Here is a 16,716-nt window from a genome sequence, read left to right on the forward strand (position 1 = left end):
TGAACATCCGTCGAGCGGCTATTTCCAGTGCGAAGGAGATCGAGCATGCATTTGAAAAAGGTGCTGATGGCTATCGCTCTGGCAGCATGCGGGTCACCGGCATCCGCCGACGAACCGGGGGCCAACAAACCAGGCGTCGCGCGGCTCTTCTCCTACACTTTGACTAATCGAGCAGCATTCGAGGCAGGATATCGGAAGCATCTCGGCTGGCATGCTGACCGCCATGATCGCCTGGTCTGGTATGCCTGGTATGTGACCGAGGGCGATCGCCGCGGCAGCTTTATCGACGGCACCTTCGGCACGACACCGGCCGAACTCGATGCGCGGCCGGATCCTGAGGGGGATGCTGCCGATTTCAGGGCCAGCGCAGGTCCTTTTGCGCAGGCGAGCGGGATCACGAGCTGGTCGCTCTGGCCACAGCCGACCACCGCCACGCCGCTCGAACTGCGCCATCCGGGTGACCGGCTGATCGCGTTCTTCGTTACCGTGAAAGCGGGCCAGGTCGATACGTTCGAAGCTGCGGCGAACAGACTGGCGAAGACTGCGCGCGGCATTGGGCAAGTGAGCTGGTACCGCAGCGGTAACGCCGATACGGCCCGCGACTATATGCTGCTATTCCATGGCGCGTCAGACGGGGCACTGCCCATATTGTTGCGCAGTGCCTATCACGCCGACCCAGACACCGTTGTCGACCAGATCGATACCGTTCGTGCTGAAAGCTGGCGCTACGTACCGCGCCTTTCACTCATTCCGGGGCAGCCGCTGGTCCGTTGAGCAGCGGCCAAACACGATCAGCTTTTGGGCAACGCATAAGCCACCACCTCATCTCCAATCGGCGTTTCCATGAAATGATGCCCGCCGGCCATGATCACGAGATATTGGCGTCCGCCCTGTTCGTAAACCATCGGCGTCGCCTGCCCGCCCGCCGGCAGCACGTCGGACCACAGGACCTTGCCGGTACGCATGTCGATCGCGCGGATCAGATTGTCGGTCGCCGCCGCGACGAATACAAGACCGCCTCCGGTCACCACCGACCCGCCATTATTGGGCGTGCCGATATTGATCGGCAGCATCGACGGGATGCCGAACGGCCCGTTGGTCCGCGCGGTGCCAAGCGGGCGATCCCAGATCGTCTTGCCGGTACGGATATCGATCGCACGGATGCCGCCATAAGGCGGCTGTTTGCACAGCAAGCCGGTGAACTTCATGCGCCAGCCGGCATTGACGTCGACCGCGTAAGGCGTGCCCGCCTGCGGATCGCCCGCCCCTTCCGCGCCCGGCGTCGGGCCGCCGGCCTGCTCGCGCGTCTTCCAGCCGCGCTGATCGGCGATCTTGCGCGGCACCAGCCGGACATGGTTTGGCATGTCATTGTAATTAGCGATGATCACGCCCCGTTGCGGGTCAACGGCGATGCCGCCCCAGTCGCTGCCGCCATTATAACCGGGATATTCGACGGTATATTTGCCCGGCTCTGGCGGCGTGAAATACCCTTCGTAACCCGCTTGACGAAACTGGATGCGGCAGGCCATCTGGTCGATCGGAGACATGCCCCACATGTCGCGCTCGGTCAGCGGCTCCTTGCGCAGCGTATGCCAGAGCGAGACGATCTGCGTCGGGGAACGCTGTGCCGGTTCGATTCCGCCGCCGGGCACCTTGATCGTGCCGATCGGCGTCAGCGGTCGGCCGGTGCGCCGGTCGAGCACATAGATATCGCCCTGTTTCGATGGGAGCAGCAGCGCGGGCACGCCGCCATAGTCGATCAATGTCGCCTGGCTACCGAGATCATAGTCCCACACATCCTTCCTGACCGTCTGGAAACGCCAGCGCGGCTTCCCCGTCGTCACATCGATCGCGACCAGCGAATTGGCGAAGGCGTTCTCGGTCGGGCTGCGCAGGCTGCTCCAGTAATCGACCGCCGAATTGCCGAGCGGCAGATAGACCAGTCCAAGCGCTTCGTCGCCGCTTGCCGTGGTCCACATATTGGGCGTGCCGCGCGACCATTCCTGGCCTGCGGGCGGCGCGCCGGTCCAGTCGGGCTTGAGCATGTCCCAGCCCCAGCGCAGCGCGCCGGTCACCGCGTCGAAACCCTGGATCACGCCCGATGGCGCATAGCGTTCCTGCCCGTCGAGAATCTGGTGCCCAACCACCGCGACACCGCGCACGATCGTTGGCGGCGAGGTGATAGAGACGAGGCCCGGATAGACCTCGCCCATGCCAATCTTGGTATCGACCTGGCCGTTCGCGCCGAAATCCTGACATGGCTTGCCGGTCGTCGCATCGACCGCGATCAGTCGCGCGTCGAGCGTGCCTTCGATGATGCGGGTCGCACACGCCTGACCGACGGTCGCATTGGGGACGGCGTAATAACTCACTCCGCGACAAGCGGCGGTATAGGGAATCCATTTGTCCGGCACCTTGGGATCGAAGCGCCATTTCTCCGCACCCGTGGCGGGATCGAGCGCGAGCATGATGCCCTTGGCCGAACAGAGATACAGCGCATCGCCGATTTTCAGCGGCGTGGTCTCCGCGCCATACATCTTGGCCGCGTCGGGTGTCGCCGGCATGTCCCCGGTATGCGCCAGCCATACGCGCTTCAGCTTGCCGACATTGGCAACGTTGATCTGTGACAGCGGCGAGAAGCGGCGCGCGCTGTAGGTGCCGCCATAGGCCGGCCAGTCGGCGCCCACTGTCTGGCCGGAAGTATCGGCCATACCTGGCGCGGTCTGTGAGGGCAGCGCCGCCAATACCGGCGCTTCGGCGCCACGACCGATCACCACGCCACCGATCAGCGCCACAACCAGCACCGCCGCGGTCGCGCCCAGTCCGACGCGCCAGCGATTGGCCGCGCGGCTCAGGGTCGGCATGACCAGCAGCGCCGCGATCAGCAGGACCAGTGGCGCGATCACGCGCGGTACCAGCGCCCAGGGATTGGTCCCGACTTCCCAAAATGCCCAGAGCAGGGTCAGCACGAAGATCGCGATATAAAGCCACACGCCGGCCATTCGCCCACGCACGAGCAGGAAGCCGGCCACGACCATCGCGATACCGGTCAGGACATAATAGAGCGACCCGCCCAGTAGCGCGAGCCATGCGCCGCCGATCGCCAGAATGAGCCCGATCAATCCGATCACGATCCCAAGGACCATGGCTGCCCAGCTACGGCGTATCGGCATGGCGGGAATCCTCGACTTAAGCGTGCCCGGCTCAAACGAAAAAGGACAGCGTCGGTTCCCTATTCCGGAGTGGCCGCCGGGTCGATCGATCCATCGAGAACGAGTGATCGGGACGCGATGGGCGACCCAGGGAGACGGCAAGGCTCAACACCGTCTCCCCCGACCGACGGCAGCGATTCAGCCCTTGTTGCTGAGACCGCCAATGCCATCGACGATGCTGCCGGCGAACACACCGCCGGCCAGCGCCGTTATCGTTGTGGCGAAGAAACCGGCCTCGCCGATTACCGGATGGAACACGGTTGCGGCAATGATGCCGCCGATCGCGCCTGCCAATCCGACGATCCACCACCAGGGATCGGGCTGCGGTGGCCGTGGCCCGCGCCACCAGCCGGGCCATTTGGTCCCGCACCAACCGATCATCGCGAAGAATGCATATTCCATCGACAACCTCCCTGCTTTGACGGGCACCCGCTTGTCTCCGCCATGCCCCGCAACATCATCCTCTCATTCGTGAGTGATTCAAGGAGAGTTAGGACCGATCCGGCTTTTATTTATGAGCTATTTGGCGTGAACAGGAATCAACTTGCAATGGACTCTCGACTCACTCGGCCGTCATCGATTGCCGTTCGCTGCGATAATAGCTGAAGGTCAGCCATAAGGACGTCGCACCGAGCAGGTGCCAGACCGCATGCCCTTGCACCAGGCTGTGCGGCGAACAGACCAGGCCGTGCTGGTCGAGGTTCCAGATCGTGAAGGCGATCGCCTTGGCGAGAATGCCAGCAAAGTAGAAACCGACCTTTACCTGCGGCCGTTTCGGGCGGGCGAAGGCCAGTTCGACGACGATCGCAACGATCAGCAATACCGCGAACAGCCAGCGCCGGACTTCGGGCGCCGCGATCAGCAGCATGACGAGCGCAGCACAGAGCAGCATAAAAAGCAAAATCGCCTGGCGATCGGGGATGCGCAACCAGCGGCTCAGCGCGCTTACCAGCATGAATGAGCCGACCAGATACATGCCGAGCACATCGAAGAACTGGCCCCACAAGGTCAGCGTCGCATGGAGCAGGACCGACCCCAGCCCGACCGAGATCGCGGTGACGCCGAACGCCATTGCTGCGACCGGCGGCATTGCGGAAACCCAGCCCTTGTCGCGCGCCAGCACGATCATCAGGAAACCGACAAAGACATAACCATAGGAAGACCAGCTGTTCGCCGGCTGCGCGATCAGCACGCCGAGCCGCGGCAGCTCGCAGAAGCAGCGCGTGGCGGTGCAAGTGGCGGGCGTATAGGCCGCCCAGTCGGGGCCGAGCTGCAACAGCAGCAGCACGATGCCGAGCGCCGAAAGCGCGGCGAGCGCGAGCGCGGTCAGCACATGACGCGATGTGATGGTCTGATCCAAGCCCGCCCCTATCTTCTTCTGTTATGAACGAAGGCTAGGCTGGTTAGGCGATAACACCAACCGCGATCGGACGGGGCTGTCGGACGGGGGCTGGCAGCGAAGGCGCGGCTCGTGCATCTAGGGCGTTCCCGTTCTTGCCCGAGGATTTCGATGACCCCCCGCCCCCTGTTCGCGCGTCCGCTGCTAACTCTCGCCTTGCTGACCGCCGCGCCGGCCGCTTATGCTCAGGCGCTGACACCGGCCGAAACCACCCAGGTCGATACACTCGTCACCAAGACCCTCGCGAAGACCGGCGTTCCCTCGGCCTCGATCGCGATCGTGCGCTGTGGCGAGATCGTCTTCGCCAAGGCTTATGGCAAGCAATCGGAAACGATGAAGACGGCAAACACGGACGCGCCGTATCAGATCGCGTCGGTATCGAAACAATTCACCGCAGCAGCGCTATTGCTGCTCGAGAATGAGGGCAAGCTGAGCCTCGACGACAAGGTGTCGAAATATGTGCCCGGCATCACCGGCGGCGACACGATCGCGCTGCGCCAGTTGCTCAGCCATACGTCGGGCCTGCAGGATTACTGGCCGCAGGATTACAGCTTCAAGGCTATGGCGACCCCGGTGACGCCGCAAGGCATCGTCGATCGCTGGGCGAAGAAACCGCTCGACTTCGCACCCGGCGAGCAGTGGCAATATTCCAATACGGGTTATGTCGTGGCGGGCATGATCGTAGAGAAAGTCGCCGGGGAACCGTTGCTGTCCTATCTCGACCGCAAGATCTTCAAACCGCTCGGCATCAAGGCGATCGATCAGGACCTGGCGATCGGCAAAACCTTTCCGCAGGGTTATGGCCGCAATGCGCTAGGGCCAGTGCGGGTCACCACGCCGGCGGCGGCGGGCTGGTTGTTTGCAGCCGGAGAACTGGCGATGAGCGCGCGCGACCTCGCCAAATGGAACGTCGCCCGGCTCAATCGCAGCATTTTGCCGGCTGAGGATTGGGCGGCGCAGGAAACCGCGGTGCGGCTGACCGACGGATCGACCAATGGTTATGGCCTGGGCGTGTCCACCGGGACGGCGAACGGGCGGCGCTATGTCGAGCATAGCGGCGAGGCGGTCGGCTTTCTTAGCGAGAACATCGTCTATCCCGACGACAAGGCCGCGGTAACGGTGCTGACCAACACCTGGTCGAGCGACGCCTTCACGCAGATCGCGCAGGACATCGTCAAAACGATCCTGCCGCCGCCACCGGCCGATGCCGCCGATACGGCCGCCGCGACCAAGGTCCGCGCGGTGTTCGATCAATTGCGCGGTGGCACGCTCGACCGCAGCCAATTGACCGAGGATGCCGATTTCTACTTCACGCCGGTCGTGCTGGCGGACTTCAAGGCGAGCCTCGCCCCGCTCGGTGAGACGGCGACGTTCGTCCAGACCGGCAAGGCGCGGTTGCGCGGCGGGTTCGTAAATCGCAACTACCGCGTAACCTATGCCGAAAAAACGCTCTCGGTCAGCACTTATGCCGAACCGGGCGATGGCGGCAGGATCGAACAATTCCTGGTCAACGAGACGCAAAAATGACTGAACTCAAGACCTTGTTGCAGGCCGATCGCGGCCAGCCCGCGCGGCTGATTCATATCGTCCATCCCGACGCCTTCACCGGCTGGCTGGCCGACCAGCCGGTCCGGACGCGGACAGCGGTCGCCTCGCACCGGCTGACCGGCAAAGCCGGCAACCGCGCCATACTGCCTGGCGACGGGCCGGAGGACTGGTCGGCGTTGCTGGTGTGCAACGAACCGGAAAGTTCGCCGTGGCGGATCGCATCGCTAGGCGAAACACTGCCTGAAGGAACTTATCGACTCGCATCCGGCGAGCCCGGTGCGGCGATGCTTGGCTGGTTGCTCGCGCAGCATCGCTTCGAACGCTATCGCAAGGGGGAGAGCCACGGGCCGCGCCTCCTGCTCACCGGCGAACCGGCCAAGATCGAGGAGGCGGTGCGCCTCGCCACCGCCACGGCGCGGGTTCGCGATCTGGTCAATATCGCCGCCGCCGATCTCGGCCCGGCCGAGCTGGAAGCCGAAGCGGCGGCCATGGCCAAGGCGCATGGCGCGACCCTCACGGTGACCAAGGGCGAACCGCTCGCCAAGGGCTATCCGATGATCCAGGCGGTCGGCCAGGCCGCCGCCAAGGGTCGCGAACCACGGCTAATCGAACTCGAATGGGGCGACCCGAAGAATCCGCGCATCGCACTGATCGGCAAGGGCGTGTGTTTCGATTCAGGCGGGCTCGACATCAAACCGAGTTCGGGCATGCGGCTGATGAAGAAGGACATGGGCGGCGCGGCGCACGCGCTGGCGCTGGCCGGGCTGGTGATGGCGGCGCGGCTCAAGGTGCGGCTCCATTTGCTCATCCCGGCGGTCGAGAACAGCATTGCCGGCAATGCCTTCCGGCCCGGTGACGTGCTCGCGACGCGCAAGGGGCTGACGGTCGAGAACACCAATACCGATGCCGAGGGACGGCTGGTGCTCGGTGACGCGATCACCAAAGCGGCAGAGGGCGCTGGAGATATCCGGCCGGAGCTGATCATCGACTTCGCTACCCTCACCGGCGCCGCGCGTGTGGCGCTCGGGCCCGATCTGCCGGCGACCTTCGTCAATGACGAACCGCTGGCGGAAGCGCTGTTCGCGGCGGCGGCGGCGGTCGGCGACCCGTTATGGCGCATGCCGCTGTGGGACGGTTACGACGAACTGCTCAAGTCCGACATCGCCGACATGGTCAATTCGGCCGATAGCGGCTTTGCCGGCGCGACCACCGCAGCGCTGTTCCTGCGCCGCTTCGTGCCCGAAGGCACCGCCTGGGCGCATCTCGACACGTTCGCCTGGCGACCAACTGCCAAGCCGGGCCGACCCAAAGGTGGCGACGCGCTCGGCCTGCGAGCGACCTGGGCAATGCTCAAAACGCGCTACGGCTGAGCCCCAACATCGGGTGTTCAATGTTCAACCGTTCAATTCCCTATACATTTTGAACGGTTGAACATCGAACACCCGTCATCCGCTGGGTGGCGCTGATTCAACTGATCCGCGCCTCCTGTCAGTGGTCGGCCAGCGTCGGCCATTGCGCCAGCCAGGCTCGGATCCAGGGGATCGGGGTCATGTAGGGGGCTGTCTCGATCGGTTCACCACCAAGACTACTACCCCGGCTCGATGGTCTATCCCAACGGAGGCTGGGTGAACTGGCCGCGCTCTATACCGATGGCGCACGCCCTATGCCTCGCCCAGCGTTCAACGTTCAACCGTTCAATCTGTATAGGAGATTGAACAGTTGAACATTGAACACCGGGTCATTGCACGACGATCTTGCCGGTCATGCCGAAGGTCGAGTGCATGAAGTGCGAGCAATGCATTTCGTAGGTGCCGGGCGCGGGTGCGACCAGGCGCACGTCGATCGTCTCGCCGCCGTCGAACGAAATCGCCCCTTTGGAGATCAGCTTGCGATCCTCCGGCGCGATCGATGCCGCGGCGAAGAAGGATTTGGCGACCAGATCATGACTGCCGCTCGCCGTGTCGGTGATGTGCAGCGTATAGGCCTGGCCATGGAGCAGGGTCACGATCGATGGCGTGAACTTGAAATTCGACAAGGCGATATCGACGCGCTTCGATGGCGTATCGGCCGATGCCGGCGCGACGAGTGACGATGCAAGTATGACGGCGGTAAGCAAGGTTTTCATCGTACGACTCCGCAAGACCAGCCCCCGTTCTACAATACGACATTGCGCGCGCGGTGACAGCATTTGCCGCAGGTGCGCGTGCGGGTCCATTGTCCGTCCTCATGGTACCAGACGAACAAGCGGATTGATCCCGGCCAATCCATCGGACATTCCCTTCATACGGAGGCCCTTGGTTATGAACTGGCACGACGCGGCGCTCGTATTTGCAGGGATCATCGGCAGCGGTGTCGCGGTGGTCCATGGCATCCTCACCCAAAAACTCATGGTGCGGCCGATCGAGGCGGCATTCCTGTCGGACAAGCGGGCATCCGCGCCGACCCGACGGCTGGTGCCGCTGCTCCTGCATTTCAGTACGTTCAGCTGGTTTATCGGCGGCCTCGCCCTGATCGCCGCAGCGATCTGGTTCGGGCCTGAGGCACGGCTCGTCACCGGACTGCTGGTCGGCAGCCAGTATCTGTTCGGCGCGCTCGCCAATCTCTGGGGAACGCGCAGTCTGCATCCGGGCTGGATGCTCTACGCTCTGGCGCTGGTCCTGACTGGCTTCGGCCTCAGCTAGGGTCAGGCCGGTATAATCGCCGCGGCGGTGATGATCGGCACGAACTTCGCCGCCGTCAGGCTCGCTCCGCCGACCAACGCGCCATCGACATCGCCCGCGCCGAGCAGGTCCATGGCATTGTCGCCGGTCACCGACCCGCCATAAAGCAACCGCACCGCATCCGCCTCTTCACCGATCAGCGCGCGCAATTTCGCGCGGATCGCGCCGTGCATCGCCGCCACATCGGCAACCGTCGGCGTTCGTCCGGTTCCGATCGCCCAGACCGGTTCATAGGCGACCGACAACCAGGCCGCACCCGCCCCGTCCGGCAACGAACCGGCCAACTGCCCGGTCACCACCGCCTTGGCCTGCCCCGCATCGCGTTGCTCCAGCGTCTCGCCGACGCACAGGATCGCGTTCAGCCCATAGCGGTGCAACGTCTCCGCCTTGGCCTTCACTTCGGCATCGCTTTCATGCTGGTCCGCACGCCGTTCGCTATGCCCGACAATCGAGAAACGCGCGCCCGCCTCGCGGATCATCGCCGCCGAGATACAGCCGGTATGCGCGCCCTTGTCGGCGGCATGAACGTCCTGCGCGCCGATCGCGAGATCGGGACCGCGCCCGGCCGCCGCCGCGATCAGGGTCGCGGGCGCCGCGATCGCGACATCGACACCGGGATTCGCGGCGGCCGCTGCGGCGATGCCATCCAGCTCGGCCAGCGCCGCCAGATCGCCGTTCATCTTCCAATTGCCCGCGATCAGTTTGCGTCGTGTCATCTGCGCCCTCCCGTAATCTGCCCCGCCCGATAGAGCGTCCCCATCCCGCTCGACAAGGCCCGTTCCACAACGCCACGCGTCACACGCTTGAAGCCGCGGGAAGCTGCCCGTAAAGCGGTGTCGATTCCGCGCGTCCAACAGATCGGTCCCCCATGCTCAGCCTTATCCGCCGCCTGATCAATTCGAAGGTCGGTCTGTTCATCACCTTCGCCTTTCTCGCGATCATCGGGCTGGCGTTCGCGGCTGGCGACATCTCCGGAATAAACGGTCAGGCTGGCGCGCCGACGGGTGACACGGTGGCGACGGTCGGCAAGCACAAGTTGACCGAGACCGACCTGCGCCAGCGCGCCGAGAACGAGATGGAGAATTTCCGTCAGCAGCAACCCGGGCTCGATATCGTAACCTTCGTGAACGCCGGCGGGCTTGACGGCGCGCTGAACCGGATGATCAACAATTTCGCAATGGAGCAATTCGGCCAGTCGCAAGGCATGGTGGTGAGCAAGCGGGTCGTCGATGGCCAGATCGCGAGCATTCCCGGCCTGCAGGGGCTGGACGGAAAGTTCAGCCCGCAAATCTATCAGCAACTGCTGCAGCAGAAGCGGCTGACCGACGCGCAGATCCGCGCCGACATCGCGCGTGAAACGCTCACCCAGCAACTCACTTTCCCGATGGGCCGCGCCAGCCAGGTTCCGCAGCAGCTCGCTTTGCCTTATGCGTCACTGCTGCTCGAAAAACGCCATGGCGAAGTCGGTTTCATCCCGACCCAGGCGATGGGCGAAGGCGTGGCACCGACCGATGCGGAGGTCGCGACCTTCTACAAGCGCAATATCGCGCGCTACACCATCCCGGAACGCCGCGCGATCCGTTACGCGATCGTCACGCATGATCAGCTCACCGCGTCGACCACGCCGACCGAAGCCGAAATCGCCGCCGCCTATCAGGCGCAGCGTGCCAAATATGCCGCGACCGAAAAGCGTACGCTGGTCCAGGTAATCGTGGCCGATCAGGCCGCCGCCACCGCGCTGGCCGCCAAGGTCAAGGCGGGCACGTCGATCGAAGCCGCGGCACGTGCCGCCGGCCTGGAGCCGGCCACGCTGACCGGCGTCGAAAAGGCCGCTTATGCGGGTCAAAGCTCGACCGCGCTCGCCGATGCGGCGTTCGGCGCTGCCCAAGGCGCCGTGGTCGGTCCGTTGCGTTCTTCGCTCGGCTTCACCATCGTTCGCGTCGATGGCATCGAAAAGATCCCCGGAAAGACGCTCGAACAGGCCAAGGCCGAACTGGTCCCCGCGCTGACCAAGGAAAAGACCACGCAGGCGCTCGGCAAGATCCACGACGCGATCGACGATGCGGTCTCCGCCAAGGCGACTTTCGACGAACTGATCGCCGGCCAGAAGCTGACCGCCAAGTCCACGCCACCATTGCTGTCCGACGGGCGCAACCCCGACGACGCGACAGTCAAGGCCGCGCCGGACTTCCTGCCGGTGGTCGCCGCAGCCTTTGCCGTCGAACAGGGCGACAGCCCGCAAATGGTGCCGATCGATCAGGAAGGCGGCTTTGCGGTCGTCGCACTGGAGCGTATCGTTCCCGCCGCCGCACCGCCGCTGACCCAGATTCGCGCCGCCGTGGCACGTGATTTCGCGATCGACCGTGCGCGCCGCGCCGCGCGTCAGGTCGCCGCCACGATCGTCGCCAAGGTCAATAAAGGCATGCCCGTCACACAGGCATTCGCAGAAAGCGGCGTGAAGACGCCGCCGGTCCAGAAGCTCGACGCGTCGCGTGCGCAGCTGGCCGCCGCCGGTCGTCAGGTTCCGCCGCCGGTCGCGCTGATGTTCAGCATGACGGAAAAATCGGCCAAACTGCTCGAACTGAGCGAAAATCAGGGCTGGTCCATCGTCTATCTCCGCCAGATCGAGCGCGGCAACGCTGCCAGCCAGCCGAACATCGTCGCGGCGACCCGCAACGATCTGGGCAAGGTGATCGGCCGCGAATATGTCGAACAGTTCAGCCAGGCGGTCCGTGCCCAGGTCGGCGTGAAGAAAAATGGCAAAGCGTTCGACGCGGTAAAGGCCGCGCTGACCGGCCAGAGCAGCGCCAATTAATCCTGAGCTTTCCCGCGACGGTAATGACCCGGTCGGCGCGCTGACGGCGGGCCGGCCGGCGCTGGTGTGGCGTCGCCAGATCGCCGACACCGAAACGCCGGTCGCCGCCGCGCTCAAGCTGATCGAGCCCGGTCGCGGCGACTTCCTGCTCGAATCGGTCGAGGGCGGCGCGATTCGCGGGCGGCACAGCCTGATCGGCCTGGCGCCCGACCTGGTGTTCCGCGCCAACGGTAACCGCGCGGAAATCAATCGCCACTGGCTGACCGACCGAGACGCCTTTACGCCGAGCGACGCGCCAACACTCGACACGCTACGAGCGCTGGTCGCCGATTGCAGGATGGATGTGCCGCCCGAACTGCCGCGCGCGCTGGCCTGTCTGGTCGGCTATTTCGGTTATGAGACCATCGGGCTGGTCGAAAAACTGCCGCGCCCGGATGCCGATCCGCTCGGCTTGCCCGACATGATGTTCGTGCGCCCGACCGTCGTGCTGATCTTCGATCGTCTGGCCGACGCGCTGTTCCTCGTCGCGCCGGTATGGCCCGACGCAACGCGCGAACCGGCCGCGATCGTCGCCGAGGCTGAGGAACGCATCGACGCCATTGCCGCGCGGCTCGCCAGCGTCGGCCTGCCGCCATCGGCGCGTGCGATCGACTTGGCCGAGGCAGTGCTCGAGCCGGTGCTGCCTCCCGGCCGCTACGGCGAGATGGTCGCCCGGGCGAAGGACTATATCGTCGCCGGCGACATATTTCAGGTCGTCCTCGCGCAGCGCTTTACCACGCCCTTCACGCTGCCGCCGATCGAACTCTATCGCGCGTTACGCCGCATCAACCCCTCGCCCTTCCTCTACCATCTCGACTTGCCGGGCTTTGCCCTGACAGGATCGAGCCCGGAAATTCTCGTTCGCGTGCGCGACGGCGAAATTACCATCCGCCCGATCGCCGGCACGCGACCGCGTGGCAAGACGGCGGCGGAAGACCAGGCCAACCGGACCAGCCTGCTCGCCGATCCGAAGGAACGTGCCGAGCATCTCATGCTGCTCGATCTCGGCCGTAACGATGTCGGCCGCGTCGCGGACGCCGGCACAGTCACCGTCACCGATAGCTATACGGTCGAATTCTACAGCCATGTGATGCACATCGTGTCGAACGTGGTCGGCCGGCTGGGCAAGGACCATGACGCGATCGATGCGATCCTGGCCGGCTTCCCCGCCGGCACGGTGAGCGGCGCGCCAAAGGTCAGGGCGTGCGCGATCATTGCCGAACTGGAATCCGAAAAACGCGGCGCCTATGCCGGCGGGGTCGGCTATTTCTCACCGGACGGGTCGATGGACAGCTGCATCGTGCTGCGTACGGCGGTGGTCAAGGACGGCATGATGCATGTCCAGGCCGGCGCCGGCATCGTCGCCGACAGCGACCCGGTTTATGAACAGCGCGAATGCGAGGCGAAGGCGGGCGCGCTATTCGCCGCAGCACGCGAGGCTATCACGCGAGCGGGCGAAAGCGGTTTCGGCCAATAAAAGCGGTTTCGGCCAATAATTGCCTCGGTTTCCCGAAGCATGACCTTTCGTCCCCTCAGGGAATGCTCGATTCCTGCCTTTTCTTTTCCACCTTCTCCGCGGTGTAATCGCGCAGCATCTTCGTGATGCACCCGGTCTGGCCACCGGTGCCGACCGGCGAGCAGGTATTGGGCAGGCCCCCGGCAACACGTCCCGCCTCATCGATCGTTGCGGCGCGATTGACCCAGGACTGGCTGGCCGCATCGGGCTTCGATTCGCGCAGAGATTTGGGAATGCGATACGGTTCTTCGATCGTGCCGCACACGACGATCTCGTCGCCGACCGCCGGTGGACATTTCTCGCCCTGATTGAGCTGCACATTGCGAATACGCAGCGGCGACTTGCCGTTTTCGGCAGCCGGCTTGTCCTGCGCGAGGGTCGCGGCGGGAACGGCGAGCAGCATCAAGGCTATCGGAAAACGGATCATTGGTGCGACTCCTGTGGCGATATCAACGTCCGCCTCTGCCGATTGCTCCACCCTGAATGAAGCAGCGCGACGCCCTAAACATGGCAATCGCGAGGCGAGCATTCAACAAGGGGAGCAATACGAAATACGGGGAACCGCACCGCGACGGCGCGCGGCGGTTGCACCTCGGCGCGCATCGGCTATGGCGGCGGCATGATCCTCGTCGTCGACAATTACGACAGCTTTACATGGAACCTGGTCCATTATCTGATGGAGCTGGGCGCCGAGGTGAAGGTCGTGCGCAACGATGCACTGACCGCGCGCGACGCGATCGCGAGCAATGCACAGGCATTCCTGATTTCACCCGGGCCGTGCACCCCCAACGAAGCCGGCATCAGCCTCGACCTGGTCGCCGCCTGCGCCGAGGCGCACAAGCCGCTGCTCGGGGTCTGCCTCGGCCATCAGGCGATCGGCCAGCATTTCGGCGGCAAGGTCGTGCGCGGGGGCCTGATGCACGGCAAGACCAGCCCGGTGTCGCATGACGGCACCGGGCTGTTCGTGGGGCTGCCCAGCCCATTCACCGCCACGCGTTACCATTCGCTGATCGTCGAGGACGCACCCGATACGCTGATCGTCAACGCCACCGCTTCCGATGGATCGGTGATGGGCGTGCGTCACGAAACGCTGCCGATCCACGGCGTGCAATTCCATCCCGAAAGCATCGCCACTGAACATGGTCACGCCTTGCTGGCCAATTTCCTGCGCATCGCAGGGTTGCCGGTAAAGGCGCTGGCGTGACGAGTCTCGCCTTGTTGCCGGATCCCAGCACGCCGCTGTCGCACGAAAGCGCGGCGCAGGCCTTTGCCGATATCCTCGATGCGAAGACGTCGGAGGAAGCGATCGCTGACTTCCTCATCGCGCTGACCGATCGCGGCGAAACCAGCATCGAGATCGCCGAGGCGGCGCGTGCGCTCCGTGCGCGTCTGATCCCGATCGCCGCGCCGGCCGGCGCGGTCGATGTCTGCGGCACCGGTGGCGATGGCCATCACACGCTCAACGTCTCGACCGCGGTCTCGCTGGTCGTCGCGGCGTGCGGCATTCCGGTCGCCAAGCATGGCAACCGCGCCGCATCGTCCAAGGCGGGTGCCGCCGATACGCTTGAAGTGCTGGGACTCGACATGGAGCGTGCCGGGCTGCTGGCCGAGGCGAGCCTGCGCGACATCGGCATCGCGTTCCTGTTCGCGGGCAATCATCATCCCGCGATGAAACGCATCACCCCCATTCGCAAAAAGATCGGCCGTCGCACGATCTTCAACCTGATGGGCCCGCTCGCCAACCCAGCGCGCGTCGGACGTCAGTTGATCGGCATCGCCCGGCCGGATTACGCGACGGTCTATGCCGAGGCGCTGGAACAGCTCGGCACCGAGGCCGCCCTGGTCGCTTCGGGCGAAGAGGGTCTCGACGAATTGTCGGGTGCCGGTCCCAGTGTCACGATCAGCGTCGGGAGCCTGAAGATGCCGGCGCGCCTCACACCCGAGGATGCAGGCCTGCCGCGTCATCCGATCGCCGCGATCCATGGTGGCGATCCTGCCTATAATGCCGCGGCGTTGCGCCGATTGCTTGACGGTGAACCCGGCGGATATCGCGATGCGGTACTGCTCAACACCGCCGCCGCGCTGATGGTTGCAGGTCATAGCGATACGCTGAGCGAAGGCGCCGATGCCGCACGCGAGGCGATCGATTCGGGCGCAGCCAATGCGCTGCTCGACCGCTGGATCGCTTATTCATGACCGATATCCTTGACCGTATCCTGGAGACCAAGCGCGCCGAGGTGACCGCGCGCAAGGCGACCACGTCGCTGTCCGAACTCGATGCGCGCCGTGCCGAACAAACCGCACCACGCGGCTTTCGCGCCGCGCTCGACGCGAAAGCGACGACCAGCCACGCGCTGATCGCCGAGATCAAGAAAGCAAGCCCCTCCAAGGGCCTGATCCGCGCCGATTTCGATCCCCCCGCGCATGCCCGTGCCTATCAGGCCGGCGGTGCCGCCTGTCTTTCAGTGCTGACCGACGAGCCATGGTTCCAAGGTGCCGACCATTATCTGACCGAAGCACGGGCAGCCTGCACGCTGCCCGTGCTGCGCAAGGATTTCATGGTCGATGTGTGGCAAGTGCCGGAGGCGCGGTCGATCGGCGCCGACGCCATCCTGCTGATCATGTCCGCGCTCGATGACACGCTGCTCGCCGAAATCGAAGCGGCAGCGATCGAATGCGGCATGGATGTGCTGGTCGAGGTGCATGACGCCAAGGAACTCGACCGCGCGATGAAACTCCAGTCGCGGCTGATCGGCGTCAACAACCGGAACTTGCGCGATTTCACGGTGGATTTCGCGCGCACCTATGAACTGGTGTCGAAAGCACCCGCCGATTGCACCTTCGTCGCCGAAAGCGGCCTGACGACGCGCGCCGATCTCGATGCGATGGCCGAGCGTGGCGTGAAATGCTTCCTGATCGGCGAAGCGCTGATGCGGCAGCAGGATATCGAGGCGGCGACACGGGCGCTGGTGGGATGAGCAAGCTCACTCATCTCGACCAGGCCGGTGCAGCCCATATGGTCGATGTATCGGGCAAGGCGATTACCGCGCGCGAGGCGATCGCCACTGGACGCATCACCATGTCCTCTGCCGCGATCAGCGCGATCCGCGATGGTGCGGCAGCCAAGGGCGATGTGCTCGCGGTCGCGCGGGTCGCCGGCATCATGGCGGCCAAGCGCACCAGCGAGCTGATTCCGCTCTGCCATCCATTGCCATTGTCGCGCGTCGCGATCGAGTTGAAGATCGACGAGAGCGGCGTCGAGGCCATTGCCACCGCCACCACCGACGGCAAGACCGGGGTCGAGATGGAAGCGCTGACCGCCGTCTCGGTCACGCTGCTGACGATCTACGACATGGCCAAGGCGATCGACAAGGCGATGACCATTGGCGGTGTGCGCCTATTGTCGAAGACCGGCGGCAAATCGGGCGACTGGTCGGCCTGATCAGTCTGCCCGACCGGCCGACCCA

At 64.6% G+C, this 16,716-nt stretch carries 16 protein-coding genes; 10 read left to right on the top strand and 6 right to left on the bottom strand.

The window, feature by feature from the left end; translation table 11 throughout:
* The first annotated feature begins 45 nt into the window (after positions 1–45).
* Complete coding sequence (locus tag G4G27_RS09900; RefSeq protein WP_183113166.1) at positions 46–774, top strand: hypothetical protein; 729 nt, start codon at positions 46–48, stop codon at positions 772–774.
* A 17-nt stretch (positions 775–791) separates the two neighbouring features.
* Here the strand turns inward: G4G27_RS09900 and G4G27_RS09905 are convergent, their stop codons facing one another.
* From G4G27_RS09905 to G4G27_RS09915, 3 genes are all read right to left on the bottom strand, one after another.
* A complete protein-coding gene (locus G4G27_RS09905; protein WP_183113167.1) occupies positions 792–3,173 on the bottom strand; it encodes a membrane-bound PQQ-dependent dehydrogenase, glucose/quinate/shikimate family in 2,382 nt (793 codons plus the stop codon).
* 177 nt (positions 3,174–3,350) lie between these two features.
* Complete coding sequence (locus tag G4G27_RS09910) at positions 3,351–3,614, bottom strand: hypothetical protein (RefSeq protein ID WP_183113168.1); 264 nt, start codon at positions 3,612–3,614, stop codon at positions 3,351–3,353.
* 160 nt (positions 3,615–3,774) lie between these two features.
* The gene (locus G4G27_RS09915; protein WP_183113169.1) at positions 3,775–4,572 is read right to left on the bottom strand and encodes a ceramidase domain-containing protein; all 798 of its coding nucleotides are present in this window, start codon (positions 4,570–4,572) and stop codon (positions 3,775–3,777) included.
* 150 nt (positions 4,573–4,722) lie between these two features.
* Here G4G27_RS09915 and G4G27_RS09920 point away from each other — a divergent pair, with 150 nt between their 5' ends.
* Both G4G27_RS09920 and G4G27_RS09925 read left to right on the top strand, forming a co-directional pair.
* Positions 4,723–6,138, top strand: a complete 1,416-nt coding sequence (locus tag G4G27_RS09920; protein WP_183113170.1) for a serine hydrolase domain-containing protein — start codon at positions 4,723–4,725, stop codon at positions 6,136–6,138.
* A complete protein-coding gene (locus tag G4G27_RS09925) occupies positions 6,135–7,529 on the top strand; it encodes a leucyl aminopeptidase family protein (protein WP_183113171.1) in 1,395 nt (464 codons plus the stop codon). The genes G4G27_RS09920 and G4G27_RS09925 overlap by 4 nt, the downstream gene beginning before the upstream one ends.
* Before the next feature lie 368 nt (positions 7,530–7,897).
* On the opposite strand, the gene G4G27_RS09930 is transcribed toward G4G27_RS09925, so the two are convergent.
* Positions 7,898–8,284 carry a cupredoxin domain-containing protein gene (locus tag G4G27_RS09930; protein WP_183113172.1) on the bottom strand — a complete coding sequence of 129 codons (387 nt, stop codon included), beginning with the start codon at positions 8,282–8,284 and terminating at the stop codon, positions 7,898–7,900.
* Between the two features lie 175 nt (positions 8,285–8,459).
* On the opposite strand from G4G27_RS09930, the gene G4G27_RS09935 reads away from it, so the two are divergent.
* Positions 8,460–8,840: a hypothetical protein gene (locus G4G27_RS09935; RefSeq protein ID WP_183113173.1), complete on the top strand. Its 381-nt coding sequence runs from the start codon at positions 8,460–8,462 to the stop codon at positions 8,838–8,840.
* A 2-nt stretch (positions 8,841–8,842) separates the two neighbouring features.
* Here G4G27_RS09935 and tpiA read toward each other — a convergent pair whose 3' ends face one another.
* Positions 8,843–9,595: a triose-phosphate isomerase gene (gene tpiA, locus G4G27_RS09940; protein WP_183113174.1), complete on the bottom strand. Its 753-nt coding sequence runs from the start codon at positions 9,593–9,595 to the stop codon at positions 8,843–8,845.
* A 152-nt stretch (positions 9,596–9,747) separates the two neighbouring features.
* On the opposite strand from tpiA, the gene G4G27_RS09945 reads away from it, so the two are divergent.
* Both G4G27_RS09945 and trpE read left to right on the top strand, forming a co-directional pair.
* Positions 9,748–11,694: a peptidylprolyl isomerase gene (locus tag G4G27_RS09945; RefSeq protein ID WP_183113175.1), complete on the top strand. Its 1,947-nt coding sequence runs from the start codon at positions 9,748–9,750 to the stop codon at positions 11,692–11,694.
* Positions 11,690–13,210: an anthranilate synthase component I gene (trpE, locus tag G4G27_RS09950; protein ID WP_183113722.1), complete on the top strand. Its 1,521-nt coding sequence runs from the start codon at positions 11,690–11,692 to the stop codon at positions 13,208–13,210. Before G4G27_RS09945 ends, trpE begins: the two co-directional genes overlap by 5 nt.
* A gap of 55 nt (positions 13,211–13,265) precedes the next feature.
* On the opposite strand, the gene G4G27_RS09955 is transcribed toward trpE, so the two are convergent.
* On the bottom strand, positions 13,266–13,676 hold the full coding sequence (locus G4G27_RS09955) for a hypothetical protein (protein ID WP_183113176.1): 411 nt from the start codon (positions 13,674–13,676) through the stop codon (positions 13,266–13,268).
* A gap of 192 nt (positions 13,677–13,868) precedes the next feature.
* On the opposite strand from G4G27_RS09955, the gene G4G27_RS09960 reads away from it, so the two are divergent.
* From G4G27_RS09960 to moaC, 4 genes are read left to right on the top strand one after another with little or no spacing between them, the layout of a single operon-like run.
* Positions 13,869–14,453 (top strand): aminodeoxychorismate/anthranilate synthase component II, encoded by a 585-nt coding sequence (locus G4G27_RS09960; RefSeq protein ID WP_183113177.1) that lies wholly within the window; start codon positions 13,869–13,871, stop codon positions 14,451–14,453.
* Positions 14,450–15,445 carry an anthranilate phosphoribosyltransferase gene (gene trpD, locus G4G27_RS09965; protein ID WP_183113178.1) on the top strand — a complete coding sequence of 332 codons (996 nt, stop codon included), beginning with the start codon at positions 14,450–14,452 and terminating at the stop codon, positions 15,443–15,445. The genes G4G27_RS09960 and trpD overlap by 4 nt, the downstream gene beginning before the upstream one ends.
* The gene (trpC, locus tag G4G27_RS09970; protein ID WP_183113179.1) at positions 15,442–16,227 is read left to right on the top strand and encodes an indole-3-glycerol phosphate synthase TrpC; all 786 of its coding nucleotides are present in this window, start codon (positions 15,442–15,444) and stop codon (positions 16,225–16,227) included. Before trpD ends, trpC begins: the two co-directional genes overlap by 4 nt.
* On the top strand, positions 16,224–16,691 hold the full coding sequence (gene moaC / locus G4G27_RS09975) for a cyclic pyranopterin monophosphate synthase MoaC (protein WP_183113180.1): 468 nt from the start codon (positions 16,224–16,226) through the stop codon (positions 16,689–16,691). The genes trpC and moaC overlap by 4 nt, the downstream gene beginning before the upstream one ends.
* The last annotated feature ends 25 nt before the right edge of the window (positions 16,692–16,716 follow it).

The organism is Sphingomonas sp. So64.6b (assembly GCF_014171475.1).
In the GTDB taxonomy this organism is placed as follows: Bacteria; Pseudomonadota; Alphaproteobacteria; order Sphingomonadales; family Sphingomonadaceae; genus Sphingomonas; species Sphingomonas alpina_A.

What these genes read in the sequence shown, in the direction of transcription:
- G4G27_RS09900 (WP_183113166.1), top strand. Translation starts at nt 46, where the DNA reads ATGCATTTGAAAAAGGTGCTGATGGCTATCGCTCTGGCAGCATGCGGG.
- G4G27_RS09905 (WP_183113167.1), bottom strand. Translation starts at nt 3,173, where the DNA reads ATGCCGATACGCCGTAGCTGGGCAGCCATGGTCCTTGGGATCGTGATC.
- G4G27_RS09910 (WP_183113168.1), bottom strand. Translation starts at nt 3,614, where the DNA reads ATGGAATATGCATTCTTCGCGATGATCGGTTGGTGCGGGACCAAATGG.
- G4G27_RS09920 (WP_183113170.1), top strand. Translation starts at nt 4,723, where the DNA reads ATGACCCCCCGCCCCCTGTTCGCGCGTCCGCTGCTAACTCTCGCCTTG.
- G4G27_RS09925 (WP_183113171.1), top strand. Translation starts at nt 6,135, where the DNA reads ATGACTGAACTCAAGACCTTGTTGCAGGCCGATCGCGGCCAGCCCGCG.
- G4G27_RS09930 (WP_183113172.1), bottom strand. Translation starts at nt 8,284, where the DNA reads ATGAAAACCTTGCTTACCGCCGTCATACTTGCATCGTCACTCGTCGCG.
- G4G27_RS09935 (WP_183113173.1), top strand. Translation starts at nt 8,460, where the DNA reads ATGAACTGGCACGACGCGGCGCTCGTATTTGCAGGGATCATCGGCAGC.
- tpiA (WP_183113174.1), bottom strand. Translation starts at nt 9,595, where the DNA reads ATGACACGACGCAAACTGATCGCGGGCAATTGGAAGATGAACGGCGAT.
- G4G27_RS09945 (WP_183113175.1), top strand. Translation starts at nt 9,748, where the DNA reads ATGCTCAGCCTTATCCGCCGCCTGATCAATTCGAAGGTCGGTCTGTTC.
- G4G27_RS09955 (WP_183113176.1), bottom strand. Translation starts at nt 13,676, where the DNA reads ATGATCCGTTTTCCGATAGCCTTGATGCTGCTCGCCGTTCCCGCCGCG.
- G4G27_RS09960 (WP_183113177.1), top strand. Translation starts at nt 13,869, where the DNA reads ATGATCCTCGTCGTCGACAATTACGACAGCTTTACATGGAACCTGGTC.
- trpC (WP_183113179.1), top strand. Translation starts at nt 15,442, where the DNA reads ATGACCGATATCCTTGACCGTATCCTGGAGACCAAGCGCGCCGAGGTG.
- moaC (WP_183113180.1), top strand. Translation starts at nt 16,224, where the DNA reads ATGAGCAAGCTCACTCATCTCGACCAGGCCGGTGCAGCCCATATGGTC.